The organism is Acidovorax sp. NN32 (genome assembly GCF_057597245.1).
This window is the reverse complement of the sequence record NZ_CP199679.1, coordinates 4,170,314-4,187,127: the sequence shown is the minus strand read 5'-3', so window position 1 is coordinate 4,187,127 and position 16,814 is coordinate 4,170,314. Positions and strand designations below refer to the sequence as shown.

The 16,814-nt window shown below is 64.0% G+C and carries 19 protein-coding genes; 12 read left to right on the top strand and 7 right to left on the bottom strand.

What is annotated here, in order from left to right:
• Positions 1 to 14 precede the first annotated feature (14 nt).
• Positions 15 to 953: a LysR family transcriptional regulator gene (locus ACT89O_RS19250; protein WP_487260883.1), complete on the bottom strand. Its 939-nt coding sequence runs from the start codon at positions 951 to 953 to the stop codon at positions 15 to 17.
• Between the two features lie 200 nt (positions 954 to 1,153).
• Here ACT89O_RS19250 and lysA point away from each other — a divergent pair, with 200 nt between their 5' ends.
• Both lysA and ACT89O_RS19240 read left to right on the top strand, forming a co-directional pair.
• On the top strand, positions 1,154 to 2,407 hold the full coding sequence (lysA, locus tag ACT89O_RS19245) for a diaminopimelate decarboxylase (RefSeq protein WP_487260882.1): 1,254 nt from the start codon (positions 1,154 to 1,156) through the stop codon (positions 2,405 to 2,407).
• A 480-nt stretch (positions 2,408 to 2,887) separates the two neighbouring features.
• A complete protein-coding gene (locus ACT89O_RS19240) occupies positions 2,888 to 3,574 on the top strand; it encodes an N-acyl amino acid synthase FeeM domain-containing protein (RefSeq protein WP_218300419.1) in 687 nt (228 codons plus the stop codon).
• Positions 3,575 to 3,603: 29 nt separating this feature from the next.
• Here ACT89O_RS19240 and ACT89O_RS19235 read toward each other — a convergent pair whose 3' ends face one another.
• The 4 genes from ACT89O_RS19235 to ACT89O_RS19220 form a co-directional block, all read right to left on the bottom strand.
• On the bottom strand, positions 3,604 to 4,617 hold the full coding sequence (locus ACT89O_RS19235; protein ID WP_487260881.1) for an NAD(P)H-dependent glycerol-3-phosphate dehydrogenase: 1,014 nt from the start codon (positions 4,615 to 4,617) through the stop codon (positions 3,604 to 3,606).
• Between the two features lie 218 nt (positions 4,618 to 4,835).
• A complete protein-coding gene (gene secB, locus ACT89O_RS19230; protein ID WP_055395502.1) occupies positions 4,836 to 5,294 on the bottom strand; it encodes a protein-export chaperone SecB in 459 nt (152 codons plus the stop codon).
• 108 nt (positions 5,295 to 5,402) lie between these two features.
• A complete protein-coding gene (grxC, locus tag ACT89O_RS19225) occupies positions 5,403 to 5,660 on the bottom strand; it encodes a glutaredoxin 3 (protein WP_015015481.1) in 258 nt (85 codons plus the stop codon).
• A 77-nt stretch (positions 5,661 to 5,737) separates the two neighbouring features.
• Positions 5,738 to 6,145, bottom strand: coding sequence for a rhodanese-like domain-containing protein (locus ACT89O_RS19220; RefSeq protein ID WP_121420926.1), 408 nt, complete (start codon positions 6,143 to 6,145; stop codon positions 5,738 to 5,740).
• Between the two features lie 87 nt (positions 6,146 to 6,232).
• On the opposite strand from ACT89O_RS19220, the gene gpmA reads away from it, so the two are divergent.
• From gpmA to ACT89O_RS19200, 4 genes are all read left to right on the top strand, one after another.
• A complete protein-coding gene (gpmA, locus tag ACT89O_RS19215) occupies positions 6,233 to 6,976 on the top strand; it encodes a 2,3-diphosphoglycerate-dependent phosphoglycerate mutase (protein ID WP_055395498.1) in 744 nt (247 codons plus the stop codon).
• A gap of 121 nt (positions 6,977 to 7,097) precedes the next feature.
• Complete coding sequence (locus tag ACT89O_RS19210) at positions 7,098 to 8,534, top strand: S41 family peptidase (protein WP_055395496.1); 1,437 nt, start codon at positions 7,098 to 7,100, stop codon at positions 8,532 to 8,534.
• Between the two features lie 91 nt (positions 8,535 to 8,625).
• The gene (locus ACT89O_RS19205; RefSeq protein WP_055395491.1) at positions 8,626 to 9,375 is read left to right on the top strand and encodes a HesA/MoeB/ThiF family protein; all 750 of its coding nucleotides are present in this window, start codon (positions 8,626 to 8,628) and stop codon (positions 9,373 to 9,375) included.
• A gap of 113 nt (positions 9,376 to 9,488) precedes the next feature.
• A complete protein-coding gene (locus tag ACT89O_RS19200; protein WP_055395489.1) occupies positions 9,489 to 9,914 on the top strand; it encodes a response regulator in 426 nt (141 codons plus the stop codon).
• 110 nt (positions 9,915 to 10,024) lie between these two features.
• Here the strand turns inward: ACT89O_RS19200 and ACT89O_RS19195 are convergent, their stop codons facing one another.
• Entirely contained in the window at positions 10,025 to 10,657 is a 633-nt protein-coding gene (locus ACT89O_RS19195) for a response regulator (RefSeq protein ID WP_010463169.1), read from the bottom strand.
• Between the two features lie 124 nt (positions 10,658 to 10,781).
• Between ACT89O_RS19195 and ACT89O_RS19190 the strand changes: the two genes are divergently transcribed.
• The 6 genes from ACT89O_RS19190 (at position 10,782) to ACT89O_RS19165 (ending at position 15,875) form a co-directional block, all read left to right on the top strand.
• Positions 10,782 to 12,188, top strand: coding sequence for a sensor histidine kinase (locus ACT89O_RS19190; protein WP_121420923.1), 1,407 nt, complete (start codon positions 10,782 to 10,784; stop codon positions 12,186 to 12,188).
• Positions 12,189 to 12,386: 198 nt separating this feature from the next.
• On the top strand, positions 12,387 to 12,551 hold the full coding sequence (locus ACT89O_RS19185; RefSeq protein WP_010463174.1) for a DUF1328 domain-containing protein: 165 nt from the start codon (positions 12,387 to 12,389) through the stop codon (positions 12,549 to 12,551).
• 54 nt (positions 12,552 to 12,605) lie between these two features.
• A complete protein-coding gene (locus tag ACT89O_RS19180) occupies positions 12,606 to 12,998 on the top strand; it encodes a hypothetical protein (RefSeq protein WP_436131704.1) in 393 nt (130 codons plus the stop codon).
• A 109-nt stretch (positions 12,999 to 13,107) separates the two neighbouring features.
• Positions 13,108 to 13,425, top strand: a complete 318-nt coding sequence (locus ACT89O_RS19175) for a BON domain-containing protein (protein ID WP_055395483.1) — start codon at positions 13,108 to 13,110, stop codon at positions 13,423 to 13,425.
• A 169-nt stretch (positions 13,426 to 13,594) separates the two neighbouring features.
• Complete coding sequence (locus tag ACT89O_RS19170; protein ID WP_121420922.1) at positions 13,595 to 14,770, top strand: zinc-binding metallopeptidase family protein; 1,176 nt, start codon at positions 13,595 to 13,597, stop codon at positions 14,768 to 14,770.
• Positions 14,771 to 14,915: 145 nt separating this feature from the next.
• Positions 14,916 to 15,875 carry an alpha-E domain-containing protein gene (locus ACT89O_RS19165; protein ID WP_055395479.1) on the top strand — a complete coding sequence of 320 codons (960 nt, stop codon included), beginning with the start codon at positions 14,916 to 14,918 and terminating at the stop codon, positions 15,873 to 15,875.
• Here ACT89O_RS19165 and ACT89O_RS19160 read toward each other — a convergent pair.
• A complete protein-coding gene (locus ACT89O_RS19160) occupies positions 15,841 to 16,812 on the bottom strand; it encodes a transglutaminase family protein (protein ID WP_487260880.1) in 972 nt (323 codons plus the stop codon). The genes ACT89O_RS19165 and ACT89O_RS19160 overlap by 35 nt on opposite strands.
• Positions 16,813 to 16,814: the final 2 nt, after the last annotated feature.

The window sequence follows — 16,814 nt, the reverse complement described above, 5'->3', positions numbered from 1 at the left end:
TACAGCGGCAGTGGTCACGCCACGGCCTCCAGGCGGCGCGCCACCTCCGCCGCCTCTGCCCGCAGGGCCTCCAGCATGGGCACTACCTCGGGCAGCGGGGGGCGGTACAGTGGCAGCACGGCCGCCACGCTGAACGGGATCGACAACGCGAGCCGACGCACCACCAGCCGGCCATTGGCTGCGGCGGTCAGGGCCGTCAGCGGGTTGACGATGGCCAGCCCCAGGCCATGCTCCACCATCGCGCACACGGCAGCCGCGCTGTGGGTTTCCATGCGGAGCGTGCGTGGCACGGCGGCTTCGGCGAAGCGCGCGTCAATGATGCGGCGATAGGGGTCGTCGGCCGACAGGCTCACAAAGGGCTGGTCAGCAAAGTCCGCCAGCTGCAGCACGGGTTGGCGGGCCAGGGCGTGGCTTGCGGGCAGCACGGCCACTTCGTCCAGGGTGAGCAGCACCTCGGCGCGGGTGCCGGGCGGGGCGGCGGTCTGCTCGCACAGGCCCAGGTCAAAACGCTGGGCGCTCATCCATTCTTCGAGCAGCGGCGAATCCTGCGGCGTGACCGACAGTCGCGCGTGGGGCTGCCCCTGCATCAGCCGCGCCGCCGCGCCGGGCAGCAGCGCATGCGCCAGCGCGGGCAGGCACAGCACTGCCAGCTGCACGGCGTCGGGCCGGCCCAGCGCCACGGCGCGGTCCACCACGCGCTCCAGCCCCTGCCACGAGCGCTGTACCTCGTCCCACAGCGCCAGCGCCCGCGCGTTGGCGCGCAGGCGGCCCTGTATGCGCTCGAACAGCGCATAGCCCAATAACGATTCAAGCCTGGCCAGCTCGCGGCTCACCGTGGGCTGCGAGCTGTGCAGCAGGTCGGCGGCGCCGGTGGCGCTGCCAGCGGCCATCACGGCGCGGAACACCTCGATGTGCCGGTGGGTGATGCGGTGGGCCAGTGCGGTGTCGGTCATGGGCAAAGCATATCCATATTGAATAGAGGATGTAAATCAAAGCATTCGACCAAATACTTTGGAAGGGGCATCATCCGCGCTTCCATTCAGTCATGACTTACGCAAAACAGGGTTCAGGCAAGCGGTTCACCCCAGGGCGAGGCGGTTGTTGCATCCCGATTTGCGTAAGTCCTATCAGTCTTTGTGCCTTCGGAGTCCCCATGTCCAACCCCTTCTCGCCCGCCCAGCTGTGGTCCCTGGCCGACCAGTTCGGCACCCCCTTGTGGGTGTATGACGCGGCCACCATCCGCCAGCGCATTGCGCAGGTGTCCAATTTTGAGACCATCCGGTTCGCGCAAAAGGCCTGCTCCAACATCCACATCCTCAAGCTCATGCGCGAGCAGGGCGTGAAGGTGGATGCGGTCTCGCGCGGCGAGATCCTGCGTGCGCTGGCGGCCGGCTACACGGCCGGCAAAGGCGGGGAAGGGCCGTCGGAGATCGTCTTTACCGCCGACCTGTTCGACGCCGCCACGCTCGACTGCGTGGTGGAACACGGCGTGCCGGTCAACGCTGGCTCGATCGACATGCTGCACCAGCTGGGCGCGCGCTCGCCGGGCCATGCGGTGTGGCTGCGCATCAACCCCGGCTTTGGCCATGGCCACAGCAACAAGACCAACACCGGCGGCGAGCACAGCAAGCACGGCATCTGGCACACCGACCTGCCTGCCGCACTGGATGCGATCAAGCAGCACGGCCTGAAGCTGGTGGGCCTGCACATGCACATCGGCTCGGGCGTGGACTACAGCCACCTGCAGGAGGTGTGTGGTGCGATGGTCAACCTGGTGCGCACGGCGCATGCGGCCGGGCATGACCTGCACGCCATCTCGGCCGGTGGTGGCCTGTCCATCCCCTACCGCGGTGGCGACCCGGTGGTCGACACCCAGCACTACCACGGCCTGTGGGACGCCGCGCGCCAGCAGGCCGAGGCCATCGTGGGCCACAAGCTGGGCCTGGAGATCGAGCCCGGCCGCTATCTGGTGGCTGAATCCGGCGTGCTGCTGGGCCAGGTGCGCGCCACCAAGAACGCGGGCAACAACCACTTCGTGCTGGTCGATACCGGCTTCAACGAACTCATGCGCCCCTCGATGTACGGCAGCTACCACGCCATGAGCGTGCTGCGCCGCGATGGCTCCACGGCGGCAGAGCAGCCCACGGTGGTGGCAGGCCCGTTGTGCGAATCGGGCGACGTATTTACCCAGGGCGACGGCGGCGTGGTGCTGCCACGGGACCTGCCCGCCGCCCAGGTGGGCGACCTGCTCGTGATCCACGACACCGGGGCGTATGGCGCATCGATGTCCTCCAACTACAACACGCGTCCGCTGATTGCCGAGGTGCTCGTTGACGGTGGCCAGGCGCGCCTGATCCGCCGCCGTCAGACGGTGGACGAACTGCTGGCGCTGGAACTGGGGCTTTGATCGTGCTGTGGGGCGGGTGCCGCTCCCACAGCCGGTAGGCGCGCGCCTACGGCCACGCGCCGTGCTGGCGCACACGGGCGGGAAAAGGAGGGCCCTACAGTGAAATCACTTATCCCCTTCAACCCTTTTCAGGAGATCACTATGCCCATCATTGCCTGGCTGCTCGGCGTCCCACTGTCCGTTGTTCTGTTGCTCATGCTGTTCGGCGTGTTCTGATTCTGCCCCGCAAGGGGATTGCCAAAAAAGCCGCAGGGCGCCTATCCATGGTGCCCTGCGGCTTTTTTGCTGGGCATGCCTTTCGCCAAGGTCGTGCGTCCGTTCGTCCGCTTGCCATGCCAACCCGGGCTCCAGGGAACGAGAGAAGCCGCTAAGCTGGCCTTTCGCCCTGTTTTCAACGGAGCGACGAGGCCCCCCGGCTGCCTCGCGCCACGCACGGCGCGCGGGCGGGTAGAGGCCACTTTGCCCACCCCTGGAGCCGCCATGGACGCCGAAGAACAGACCATTGTCGAGCTGGACTACCCCGGCGAATACCTGAGCCGCTTGGGCTGTGCCGAAACCAAGACCTGCAAGATCCGCCTGTCCCGCAAGGGCCAGGGGCTGCTGGCCCGCATGTACGCCCGCAAGGGCTACAGCATGCAGGCCACCTTGTCGCACGACTGCGACCTGAGCAGCCTGGTGGTGCAGATTGATGGACAGTCGCAGGGGACGATTTCGGTGCGCATGGATGACGGGCACCTGGCGGCCGAGGAGCAGTACCCCGAGTTCATCGCCGAACTGCGCCAGCGCGGCGCGCGCATCTGCGAAATGGGCAAGCTCGCAATGGACCCCGGGGTGCGTTCCAAGCATGTGCTGGGTGCCATCTTCCACATTGCGTGGATCGTGGCCTTCCGCGCCCGGCGCGCCACCGACATCGTCATCGAGGTGAACCCGCGCCACGCCCCGTTCTACCGGCGCATGCTGTGTTTTGACCAGATTGGCCCCGAACGCATGTGCGAGCGTGTGGGGGCGCCCGCCGTGTTGCTGCACATCGGCGCCGACAAGGGGCGCCGCCTCATCGACCAATTTGGCGGCCAGCCCAAGCTGGCCAGCGTGGAGCGCAGCTTCTACCCCTATTTCTTCCACCCGGACGATGAAGAGGGTCTGCTGCGGCGCCTGTCGGTGGGGTAGCCGTCAGGTCTTGCGCGGGGCCTCTACCGTCAGAGCTCGCCCCGGGGGCCGCGCCCCATGAGCTGCGCCACGGCCTCGGCAGGTTGCAGGCGGCCGTCAAGCAACGCCACGGCGGCCTCGGCGATGGGCATGTCCACACCCAGTGTCTGCGCGCGCTGCACCACGGTGCGGGCGCTGTAGACGCCTTCCGCCACATGGCCCAGGGATTCCACCGCCTGCGCCAGGGTCTGGCCCTGTGCCAGCAGCATGCCCACGCGCCGGTTGCGCGACAGGTCGCCGGTGGCGGTCAGCACCAGGTCGCCCAGGCCGGACAGGCCCATGAAGGTGTCGGGCCGCGCGCCCAGCGCCAGGCCCAGCCGCGTCATCTCAGCCAGGCCGCGCGTGATGAGTGCGGCGCGGGCGTTGAGACCCAGCGCCAGCCCGTCGCACAGGCCGGTGGCAATGGCCAGCACGTTCTTCACCGCGCCGCCCACTTCCACGCCCACGATGTCTTCGTTGGCATACACGCGCACGCTCGGGCTGTGAAAGGCGTTGACCAGCGCATCGCGCACGGCGGCATGGGCGCTGGCGGCCACCAGGGCTGTGGGCTGCCCCAGGGCGACTTCCTGCGCAAAGCTCGGGCCGCTGAATACGCCTGCTATTAAATCAGGAGCTACTTGGGCTTGTACTTCGTGCGCCAGCAGCCCAAAAGATGCTGAATTGGCACCGGCAGGCACCGCCTCAAACCCCTTGCACAGCCATGCCACCGGTGCCGCGCAACCCGTCAGCGCCCGTAACATGCCGCGCAGCGCTGCCATGGGAGTCGCCAAGATGACGAGGTCGGCGCCCGGCAGCAATGCTCCAAAGGAGCCGTCAGCCACGGTGAGAGAAGGGGGGAAGCCGATGCCTGGCAGGTAGCGCGCATTCTGGCGCGCTGCGCGCATGGCCTCTGCCTGGCCCGCATCGCGCGCCCATAGCGTGACCGCATGTCCGGCAGGGTGCTCTGCCGCACTCATGGCGAGCGCAGAACCCCAGGCGCCTGCACCCAATACTATGATTTTCATAGCTGCTTACGCTTATCTATCAAGCGCTGGAGGCCAAAAAGGTTTTTGATTTGATGATCTCCGCGCTACGCGTCGCCTACTGCCTATGCCACCGGCGCGGCCCAAGCGAGGTAGCCGCGGAACTGGCTTCGCCAGGCCGCTGGCTGCGTCCCCCTCCCGAGCGCGTAGCGCGACGAGAGAGGGGGAAGGCGCGAAGCGCCTCAGGGGGTGTTCTCTTCTTATTGCGTGATGATGGGCGAGGCTTGGCCGGCAGCCTGCGCTTGCTGCTGCTCGTACATGGCCTGGAAGTTGATTTCGGCCAGGTGGACGGGCGGGAAGCCAGCTCGGTTGATCACGTCGGCCACGTTGCCGCGCAGGTAGGGGTACACGATCTGTGGGCAGGCGATGCCCATGATGGGGCCCATCTGGTCTTCGGGCACGTTGCGGATTTCGAAGATGCCGGCCTGCTTGGCTTCGACCAGGAACACGGTCTTGTCCTTGATCTTGGTCTGCACGGTAGCCGTCACGGCCACTTCAAAAATGCCTTCGGCCACGGGAGTGGCTTCCACACCCAGCTGGATGTCCACGCTGGGTTGCTCTTGTTCGAGCAGGATGCCGGGGGAATTGGGTTGCTCCAGCGACAGGTCCTTGAGGTAGACGCGCTGGATCTGGAACACTGGGTTTTCTTGATCGGCCATGGTGAAGTCTCTTTGAGCTTACAAAATTGCTAGCAAAACAAAACCCGCCGGGGAGCAGCTCCCGCAGCGGGCACATGGGGCTGCATTATGCAGCGCCCGGGGAGGGGGTCAGGCGCCCAACAAGGGCATGAGCTCGCCACGGCTGTCCAGCGCCACCAGATCGTCGTGGCCGCCCACATGGGTGTCACCGATGTAGATCTGCGGCACCGTGCGGCGGCCGGTGATCTCCATCATGTGGCTGCGCGCGGCGGGGTCGGTGTCGATGCGGATCTCCTCGATCTGCTCCACACCCTTGGACTTGAGGATCTGCTTGGCCCGGATGCAGTAGGGGCAGACGGCGGTGGTGTACATCTTCACGGGTTGCATGGCGGAGCTTCCTCTTTCTTCCTGTGGGGCTAAAAATCAGTGGCAAGACTATCGCGGACCCAATAACTGGGGGCGGATCAGGCTTTTTCCACAGGCAGGCTGGCTTCGCGCCAGGCCTTCAGGCCACCAGCGAGCGACTGGGCGTTTTCGTAGCCCAGCTTTTTGGCAATTGCGACGGCGCGGTTGGAGCGGGCGCCACTGGCACACACCAGCACCACGGGCAGGGCCTTGTTTTTGACCACGGTGGGCAGGCGCTCTTCGAGCTGGCCCAGGGGCACGTTCTTGGCTCCGTTCACGTGGCCGGCGGCGAATTCCTCGGTTTCGCAGACGTCGATGACCACCGCTTTTTCGCGGTTGATGAGCTGCACGGCGCGCGCTGGCGTCAGCGAGCCGCCACTGGCGTTCTTGAGGACCGGCCACAGCAACATGCTGCCCGAAGCCAGTGCAACGAGGAACAGATACCAGTTATCAATAATGAATTTCACGAAGCTTCCTTGGGTTGGCGAACAGCGTAATTCTAGAATGCTGGGTTTTGGCCCGCATTTTTTTGACCTGCCTTTCCTGGGGAAACCATGTACAAGCTCGTTCTGATTCGCCACGGCGAATCCACCTGGAACCTTGAAAACCGCTTTACCGGCTGGACCGACGTGGATCTCACGCCCACCGGTGTTTCCCAGGCCATGTCGGCCGGCAAGCTGCTCAAGGCCGAGGGCTACGAGTTCGACCTGGCGTTCACCAGCGTGCTCAAGCGCGCCATCCACACCCTGTGGTACACGCTGGACGAAATGGATTGCACCTGGCTGCCCGTGGTCAAGGACTGGCGCCTGAATGAGCGCCACTACGGTGCCCTGCAGGGCCTGAACAAGGCCGACATGGCCAAGCAGTACGGCGACGAGCAGGTGCTGGTGTGGCGCCGCAGCTATGACACCCCGCCGCCAGCGCTGGAAGCCACCGACCCCCGCAGCGAGCGCAGCGACCGCCGCTACGCCGCTCTGGCCGAAGGCAGCGTGCCGCTCACGGAATGCCTGAAGGACACCGTGGCCCGCGTGCTGCCGTTCTGGAACGATGCCATGGCACCGGCCATCCGCTCAGGCAAGCGCGTGGTGGTCGCCGCGCACGGCAATTCCATCCGCGCCCTGGTGAAGTACCTGGACAACATCTCCGAGTCGGACATCGTGGGCCTGAACATTCCCAACGGAATCCCGTTGGTATATGAACTGGACGCCGACCTCAAGCCCATCCGCCACTACTATCTGGGCGATGCAGAAGCGGCTGCCAAGGCAGCTGCGGCAGTGGCATCGCAAGGCAAGGCGTAAAGCCTGGGTAAAGACGGGGAAAACCCGCCGATACCCTGTCTAAAGTGAGTGCCTGCGCGGAACTGCAGCGGGTTTGGTCCTTCCAAGGTGTATATTGGTTTTGAAGCGGTAAAGGTGTTGTATGGGCCACAAACTCAAAATTGCGGGATGGGTATCGGTTGGTGTCGTGGCTGGGGCTCTGACGACGGTTTCGTTGCAGACGGTCGCGCGTGGTGCGATGACTCCGCTGCCGCTGGAAGAAATCCAGCAGCTGTCGGCGGTGTTTGGCCTCGTGAAGACCGACTATGTCGAACCGGTGGATGACAAGAAGCTCATCACCGACGCCATCTCCGGCATGGTCGCCAGCCTGGACCCGCACTCCCAGTATTTCGACAAGAAGTCCTTCAAGGAATTTCGCGAAGGCACTTCGGGCCGTTTTGTGGGGGTTGGCATCGAAATCACCCAGGAAGACGGCTTGATCAAGGTGGTGTCGCCCATCGAAGGTTCTCCCGCCTTCCGCGCTGGCCTCAAGACCAATGACCTGATCACCAAGATCGACGAAACGGCGGTCAAAGGGCTGTCCTTGAACGATGCCGTCAAGCGCATGCGTGGCGAGCCCAACACCAAGGTCACGCTCACCATCTTCCGTAAGGACGAGAGCCGCACCTTCCCGGTCACCATCACGCGCGAAGAGATCAAGACCCAGTCCGTCAAGGGCAAGGTGGTGGAGCCCGGCTACGCCTGGATCCGCCTGTCGCAGTTCCAGGAGCGCACGGTCGATGATTTTGTGCGCAAGGTGGAAGAGGTCTACAAGCAGGAACCCAACCTCAAGGGCCTGGTGCTCGACCTGCGCAACGATCCCGGCGGCCTGCTGGATGCGGCTGTGGCCGTGTCGGCCGCGTTCCTGCCAGAAAACGTCACGGTGGTCACGACCAACGGCCAACTGGCGGACAGCAAGGCCACTTACAAGGCCTCGCCCGACTTCTACCAGCGCCGTGGCGGGGGTGACCCGCTGCGCCGCCTGCCCGCAGCCCTCAAGTCCGTGCCACTCGTGGTGCTGGTGAATGAAGGCTCTGCGTCGGCCAGCGAGATCGTGGCGGGCGCTCTGCAGGACCACAAGCGCGCCACCATCATGGGCAGCCAGACCTTTGGCAAGGGCTCGGTGCAGACCGTGCGTCCGCTGGGGCCTGATACCGGCATCAAGCTCACCACCGCTCGCTATTACACCCCCAGCGGCAAGTCGATCCAGGCCAAGGGCATCGTGCCCGACGTGATGATCGACGAATCGGAAGAAGGCAACATCTTCGCTGCTTTGCGCATGCGCGAGGCCGATCTGGACAAGCACCTGGGTAGCGGCCAAGGCGAGGAAAAGAAGGATGAGGCCCGTGAAAAGGCCCGTGAAAGCGCCCTCAAGCGCATGGAAGAAGAAGCCAAAAAGCCTGCAGCAGAACGCAAGGCTCCAGAGTTCGGTTCGGACAAGGACTTCCAGCTCGTGCAGGCGCTCAACCAGCTCAAGGGCCGCCCCGTGCTGGTCAGCAAGACACTGACGGAACGCAAGGACGAAAAGAAAGAAAATTGAGCTTTCGCTCCCTGTGCTGAAGGCCGGATTTCCAGCGAAGTCCGGCCTTTTTTCTTGTCCTTCTTGCTCTTCTTTTCTTGAGACTCTCGCCATGACCGATGACCAGCTCCTGCGGTACTCCCGCCACATCCTGCTCGATGAGATGGGCATCGAGGGGCAGGAGCAGGTGCTGGCGTCCCATGCCCTCATCATCGGTGCGGGTGGCCTGGGCTCGCCTGCCGCGCTGTACCTGGCGTCTGCCGGTGTGGGGCACATCACCCTGGTGGACGACGATGTGGTGGACCTGACCAACCTGCAACGCCAAATCGCACACACCACCGCGCGCGTCGGCCAGCCCAAGGTGGCGTCTGCAGCCAGCGCCATGGCAGCTATCAACCCCGAAGTGCAGGTGACCGTGCTCCAGGCGCGCGCAGATGCCGCTGTGCTCGATACCCTGGTGCAAGACGCCTGCGTGGTGCTCGATTGCAGCGACAACTACGCAACACGCCACGCCGTCAATGCGGCCTGTGTGCGCCATCGCAAGCCCCTTGTTGCGGGGGCCGTCATCCGCTTTGATGCCCAGATCACGGTGGTGGACCCGCGCCAGGCTGCGTCGCCCTGTTACGCCTGTATTTTTCCGCCTGAGGCGGATTTTGAAGAGGTGCGTTGCTCCACCATGGGCGTGTTTGCCCCGCTGGTGGGCGTGGTGGGTGCCCTGCAGGCGGCCGAGGCGCTCAAGCTGCTTGCAGGCATTGGGACGTCACTGGCTGGGCGTTTGTTGATGCTGGATGGACGGTCCATGGAGTGGAGCACGATGAACGTGGCGCGTGCGCCGCACTGCACGGTGTGTGTTGCTCGGTAGGATTACTCCTACAGCGTCCGCGTGCGGCGGCTGGCAGAATCCGCTCAGCTGAGCCACTAAATTTGAGGCTCGACCAGCGTAAATGTGCGTTGGTAGTGAAACGGGACCCTTCTGTGAAACTCCGCACCTATATCGTTGAAGACAACGCCACCATTCGAGAGAACCTGATCGGGACGCTCGAAGAATTGGCGTCCGTAGAGGCGGTAGGGGTCGCTGAGACCGAGGACGAGGGCAAGAACTGGCTCGCCACCCATGGTGAACAGTGGGATCTGGCGATAGTGGATCTTTTTCTACGCCAAGGCAGTGGGCTGGGGGTCCTGGCAGCATGCCGCTCGCGCCGCCCTGGCCAGAAGATGGTGGTGCTGAGCAACTACGCGACACCCGATGTGCGCATGCGCTGCGCACAGCTGGGGGTAGATGCGGTTTTCGACAAATCCAACGAAATTGATGCGCTGGTGGACTACTGCATCCAGCACAGCAGCAGTCCTGCGGGAATGGAAGCTGGCCAGTCCCTGTCGTCGCCTGGCCATTCGCTGTGATGCTGCGCCCTGCAGTGCGGGCGCGCGCGGCGGGGCTTTTTATTTTCTACTCTTCTCGCCAGCGGGCTGAGTCAGGCCCAATGACCCCGGACTGAGGCCACTGCTCCATGTCAGTCAATCAAGCGGTTCTTGAGCGCGTAGTAGGTCAGATCGCTGTTGGACGACAGGCTCATCTTTTCCATCAATCGCGTGCGGTAGGTGCTCACCGTCTTGACGCTGAGCGACAAGGCCTTGGCGATATCGCCTGCCGTCTCTCCCTTGGCCAGCTTGAGGAACACCTGGAACTCGCGTTCCGACAACTGCTCGTGGGGCGGTGCGTCGTCCTTGCGATTGAGTTGCTGGGCCAGCAGTTCGGCCACGGCAGGCGTCAGGTAGCGGCGGCCCAGCGCAATAGTGCGGATCGCCTCCACGATTTCAGAGGGTTCGCACTCCTTGTTCAGGTAGCCGCTCGCGCCCTGGCGGATCAGGTTGATCGCGTAGTGCTCTTCGGGGTAGCCGCTCAGAATCAGGATACCCATGTCCGGGGCCTTGGCCCGCAGCATGGCCAGCGCATCCAGCCCGCTCTGTCCGGGCATCGACAGGTCCATGAGCAGGACATCAATTTCCTTGTTGCGCACCAGGTCGATGGCTTCACGGCCGTTGGAGGCCTCACCCTCCACCCGCAGATCCACATGCTCGGACAGGAACTGCCGCAGCCCGGAACGAACTATCGCGTGGTCATCCACAATGCCAATCTTGATCATCGATCTTTCTTTCGCAGGGCGGTGATGCCGCTCCTGATGTTTGTTGGTTGGAAAGCTTCTCCGGCACGTCATCCCTGTTGGCAGGGTGGTGCCCGGTCTTCACACATTATCCAGAATACCGCGTATGAGTCTTAAAGAAAACACCCGCATCTGGCTGCCCAAGGTCCGCAAGATGGCCTTGAGCCTGCCCATGGCGTTGCTGGCGGCGATGGTGCTGGTGGGTATCAACGAAACGGGTCACATGCGCTCACAAGATGCGGTGGAGCAGATGAGCCACGGTCAGAACACGCGCAAGGCCGTCAACCTGTTGCTGCAGAGCATGCTGGACGCAGAAACCGGGCAGCGTGGCTATCTGCTCACCGGCAACGAGACTTATCTGGAGCCTTACGACAAGGCGGTGGCTACCGTGCAGACCAACCTGGACGGCTTGCGCGGGCTGTTCATGGATGCCCCCGAAGACATGCAGGAATTTGCGCTGCTGTCGCGGCAGATATCCCGCAAGCTCGCGGAGATGGAACTGAGCCTGCGTTTGCGCCGGCAGGGCAATGAAGATGCCTGGAAGTTCATCCTGCATACCGACGTGGGCAAGGAGCACATGGAGGCCATCCGCAAGCACGCGCTGGAGTTGATTGCCCGCAGCGACATGCACGTGAAACAAGGCCAGGACCAGATCGAGCAGTCGCTCATGCTGTCGCGCATTGGTATTGCCACGGTGACGGTCATTGGCTTGCTGGCGTTCTACATGTATCTGCGCCAGGCGCAGGCGCTGCAGGTCGTTAACCAGCGCGAACAGGCCCTGCTGGAGCGCGAACGGGACCGCCTCGAAGGCCTTGTAAAGGCCCGTACCGCAACTCTTTCCGAGCTGGCAAACCATCTGCAGCAAGTACGTGAAGATGAGCGTGGGCACCTTGCGCGCGAGCTGCACGATGAGCTGGGTGCGCTGCTCACTGCGGCCAAGCTGGATGTTGCGCGGCTCAAGTCCAGGATCGACGCCAACGCTCCCGAGGTGGCAGAGCGGCTCAAGCACCTGACCGAAACGCTCAACAGCGGTATTGCGCTCAAGCGCCGCATCATTGAAGACCTGCGGCCCTCATCGCTCTCCAACCTCGGACTGACGGCCGCGATCGAGATCCTCACCCGCGAATATGCCGAACGCGCAGGTATCGAAGTGGAAACGAGCCTGGAATCCGTGCAGTTGCCTGATGCCTCGCAACTCACGGTGTACCGCATGGTGCAGGAGGCGTTGACCAACATCGGCAAATACGCCAAAGCTAGCAAGGTGCTGGTGTCGGTACACGGTTACCCCACGCATGTGGCAGTTCAGGTGCGCGACGATGGCGAGGGGTTCGATCCCGCCACGGTGCGTCCTACCTCGCACGGGCTGTCGGGAATGCGCCACCGCGTGGAGTCTGCGGGCGGCAGGCTGTCCATCACCTCGCGCCCGGGCAACGGCACCCTGGTCTCTGCCGTGCTCCCGCTGCAGCGCCATGGCGCCGAGGCGTCGTCGCAGCCGCCCTCTCTGGCCGCTTGACCTAGCGGCCTTGGGCCAGGGATAGCGAGCCGCAGCGCGCCGTCCTACAGGCGGCCCGCTGTGCCGCCGACAGGCTGGCGCGCCGGGCACCGGCATCTTTGACTCTCCATGCTCCTTACAGTCGATTCCAGGCGCTGAAATTCATGTGCCAACCCACCCGCCGGCAACCGGCCCCCTCAAGAGGAGAAGGAGAAAGAAATGTTGCACTACGCAGTTGTTTTTCTGGTGATCGCGCTGATCGCAGCCCTGTTCGGCTTTGGCGGTATTGCTGCCGGTGCCGTGGGCATCGCCAAGATTCTGTTCTTCGTGTTCGTCATCATGGCGGTTGTGACCTTCGTACTGGGTCTGCTCAAAAAGGGCTGACGCCCCGGCCGTGAAACCAAGCATTCCGCATCCACCCCTTCAAGGAGTTTCCGCATGAGTATCCAGACCGCTACCGACAAAGTTGCCAACGGCGCACGCCATCTCGCAGATGATGTGCTGCAAAGCGCCCAAGACGCCGTGCAGTCCACCCGCACGGCCGCCAACACCTCGCTGGAAAAAGCCGAAGAAGGCGTACGTGCCCTCCGCAGCCAGACCGACCCCGTCATTGACGACTTGGCAGCGCGTGCCCAGGATCTGGCAGCCCGCAGCATCGGCTATTGCGCAGAAACCAGTGCCCGTGCCCGTCGCCAGATGCAGCATGCAGCAGACGCCACCACCAAGTATGTGGCGGAGCAACCCGGCAAATCGATCGTAATCGCCGCAGCATCGGGTGCCGTGCTCGCAACCCTGGTGCTCTGGATGTCGCGCCGCAAGCACGCCTACTGAAGCCTGTCTCTATCCCTACAGTCCGCCGGTCGCGGAGGGTGCAACAGACCGGCAGATTGCAATCTTCCAGCACCCGCGTTCCCAACCATTTTCAAACAAGGACAACACCATGAAATACGCACGTGCACTCGCCTTTGCCGCTGTCGCTGGCATCACCATCATCACGGCCACGGGCTGCTCGGTGGCCCGTGAACAACAGACCGTTGGCGCCTATGTAGATGACGCCGGCATCACCACCGCCGTCAAGGCAAAAATGGCTGAAGACAAATCCGTCTCCGCCACCTCGATCAGCGTGGAAACGCTCAACGGCACGGTGCAGCTCTCGGGCTTTGCCAAGTCGCAAGCTGAAAAGAACCAGGCTGAAGCCATCGCACGCAACACCAAGAATGTGCGTGAAGTGCGCAACAGCATCGTGGTTCGTCCCTGACCGGATGCCTGAACATTGCGCTGCGGGCTTCCTGCCGGTAGCGCATAGGCACTGACCGCTGAGCAGGCTCCGGGTACCTCCTGGGGCCTGCTTTTTTCATGGGGCGCCAGCAGGCATACCCCTGGGTCTTGCTCGTTTGCCACACCCCACCGGGTATAAGCTCCACACCATGCGGGTATTCAATTGCGACCATTGCGGTCATCTGGTTTTTTTCGACAGCGTGCAGTGTCTGCACTGTGGCAGCGCGCTGGCATTTTTGCCCGATGTGTTGACCATCGCGGCCCTGGCGCCTGCGCCGCAGGATGGCGCCGACCTGTGGCGCCGCCGGGGCGGGCGCGGTGGCTCGGATTACAGCGGTCGCTTGTACCGTATGTGCCGCAACCATACCGAACACCAGGCCTGCAACTTTGCCGTGCCTGCCAACGACTATGCAGAACTGTGTGTCTCGTGCCGCCAGACCCGGGTGTTGCCCGATCTGTCGGAGCCCGCGAACATGGGCCGCTGGATGCAGATCGAGGCCGCCAAGCGGCGCCTGTTTTACAGCCTGGCCCGCTTGGGCCTGGAGCCCGCCCCCGGGCGCACCGGACCCGTTTTTGAATTTTTGGCCGAGGTGCCCGGTGGTCCGCCGGTGTTGACGGGCCACCACAGCGGAACGATTACGCTGAATGTGGCCGAGGCCGATGACGATGAGCGCGCACGCCGCCGCATCGCGCTGGGTGAGCCCTACCGCACGCTGATTGGCCACCTGCGCCATGAGTCCGGCCATTTTTATTGGGATCAGCTGGTGCGCGACGGCGGCCGCCTGGAAGATTTTCGCCAGATGTTTGGCGATGAGCGCCAGGACTACGCCGCCGCGCTGGAGGCTCACTACGCCAAGGGCAACGACCTGGGCGACTGGGCTGACCACCATGTCAGCGCCTATGCCACTGCCCACCCCTGGGAAGACTGGGCCGAAACATGGGCCCATTATCTGCACATGATCGATCTGCTGGAGACGTCGGCCAGCTACGCGACCGAGGTCACGATCCCGGGCATTTATGGGGCGCAGCGCAGCAGCGCCATCGACCCGTTTGCCAGCCCGGCGCCTGATTTCCAGTCGATGGTGCAGCACCTGGTGCCGCTGACACTGCTGCTCAACAGCCTCACCCGCAGCTTGGGGCAGCCAGATGCCTATCCGTTTGCGTTGGCAGGCGAGGTGCTGGCCAAACTGCGGTTTGTGCATGACGTGGTGCGCGAAGCCGCCCGGCGGCCCGCCCCAGTCGCCGCTCCGGCTCCGCAGCCCGCACCGGTTCCCAAACAAAACGTCAAAAAAAATAGCAAAACAACCAGTAAGGACGTGCGCTAGCGCCATTTTTTCCTTGGTTTTTTGCCTGCATCAAAGAGCGGCAAGGGTGGCGGCCTGGAACTTGCTAGGTGTCTGCCATGGGGCTGTTGAAACCCCTTGAGCAGCCAGTACCGAGCCACACACGACGCCAAGGGAGGGCGCGACCATGCTGAGCCGCACCGCTGACCATCTTTTCTGGATGGCACGCTATACCGAGCGCGCCGAAAATACGGCGCGCATGCTGGATGTGAATTACCAGAGCGCGCTGCTGCCGCAATCGACCGAGGTCGCCAAGCAGGGCTGGCAAGGGTTGCTGTCCATCAGCGAGCTGCTGCCCGCCTACACCGCCCAGCATGGCGAAGTGACTCCGGCGAAGGTGCTGGACTTCATGGTCAAGGACCCTTCCAACCCCTCGTCCATTCTGGCCTGCCTGCAGGCCGCGCGGGAGAACGCGCGGGCCGTACGCGGTGCGCTCAACACCGAGGCCTGGGAGATCCAGAACCAGACCTGGCTCGAAGTGAACCGCCTGATCGCCAGCGGTGCACTGGAGCAGGACCCGGCGCGATTCTTCGAATGGGTGAAGTTCCGCTCGCACCTCTCGCGGGGTGTGACGGTGGGCACCATGCTGCAGGACGAGGCGCTGCACTTCATGCGCCTGGGCACCTTTCTGGAGCGGGCCGACAACACGGCGCGGCTGCTGGATGTGAAGTTTCACGCGGTGCAAAGCGACTTCATGGGCGCGGCCACGGCGCAGGACCAAGACTACGACTTCTACCACTGGAGCGCCATCCTGCTCAGCGTGTCGGGCTTCGAGACCTACCGCAAGGTATACCGCGACGTGATCACGCCCGAACGTGTGGCCGAACTGCTGATCCTGCGGGCCGACATGCCCCGCTCACTGCACGCTTGCATGAAAGAGGTGCTGGGCAACCTCGACATGCTGGGCAGCGGCCAGTCGGCCGAGACCCAGCGGCACGCGGGGCGGCTGCTGGCGCACCTGAAGTTCGCACGCATCGATGAAATCCTGACCCATGGACTGCACGCCTACCTCACCCAGTTCCTGGAGCGGGTGAACGACCTGGGCGCGCGGATCAGCCGGGACTTTCTGGTGCCTGCGGCGGTGTGAGGGGTGTATCTGGTGCGTCTGGCGCAGCGGCCATAGCGGCCGGCACCGGCTCCACCGTCACGCCCACCTGCAGCACATGGTGGTCGCCGCCGTGGATCACGCCGCGCAGCGGCGACACATCCGAAAAATCGCGGCCGATGGCCAGGGTCACATAGTCCTCGCCCGCCGCGCGGTCGTTGGTGGGGTCCAGGTCAAACCAGGTGTTGTCGTCTGATGCGCCATTACTTTCGTCGGCTGCCGGTGACCACACCGACACCCAGGCGTGCGAGGCATCGGCCCCCACCAGCCGGGGTTGTCCGGGCGGGGGCTCGGTCAGCAGGTAGCCGCTCACATACCGCGCCGCCAGGCCCAGGCTGCGCAGGCAGCCGATCATCACGTGGGCAAAGTCCTGGCACACGCCCCGGCGCAGCCGCAACGATTCGAGCGCGGGCGTGCCCGCGTCGGTGGCGTTGGCGGTGTAGGCAAAGTCGGCATGGATGCGCGACATCAGGTGGCGGGCGGCCTGCATCAGCGGTCGGCCGGGTGCAAAGCTCTCGGCGGCATAAGCCATAAAGTCGGCATGCCGGGGAATGTAGGGCGAGGCAAAGCTGAACTCGGTGGCCGCGTGGTAGGGCTGGCCGCGCCGATAACCCAGGCGCTCGCGCACGGCCTCCCAGGGCTCGCCGGGCGGTGCGGCGGGCACGGGCAGGGTCTCCAGCAGGCTTTCGGCGCGCACCCGCAGTTGCTCGTGGGTGAACGGCAGGCTGAAGAACGCGCGGGTGTTGCCAAACACGTCCTGCACCATGTTGCACTGTGTTGGGGCGGGGTCCACCTGCAGGCTGTGGGTCAGCACGCGCTGCACCACACCGGTGCGCGGACGCAGATGGGCCATGTGCTGGGCGTTTTGCACCGCCGGGCTGTAGTGGTACACCGTTTCGTGGATGACGCGCAGCTTCATGG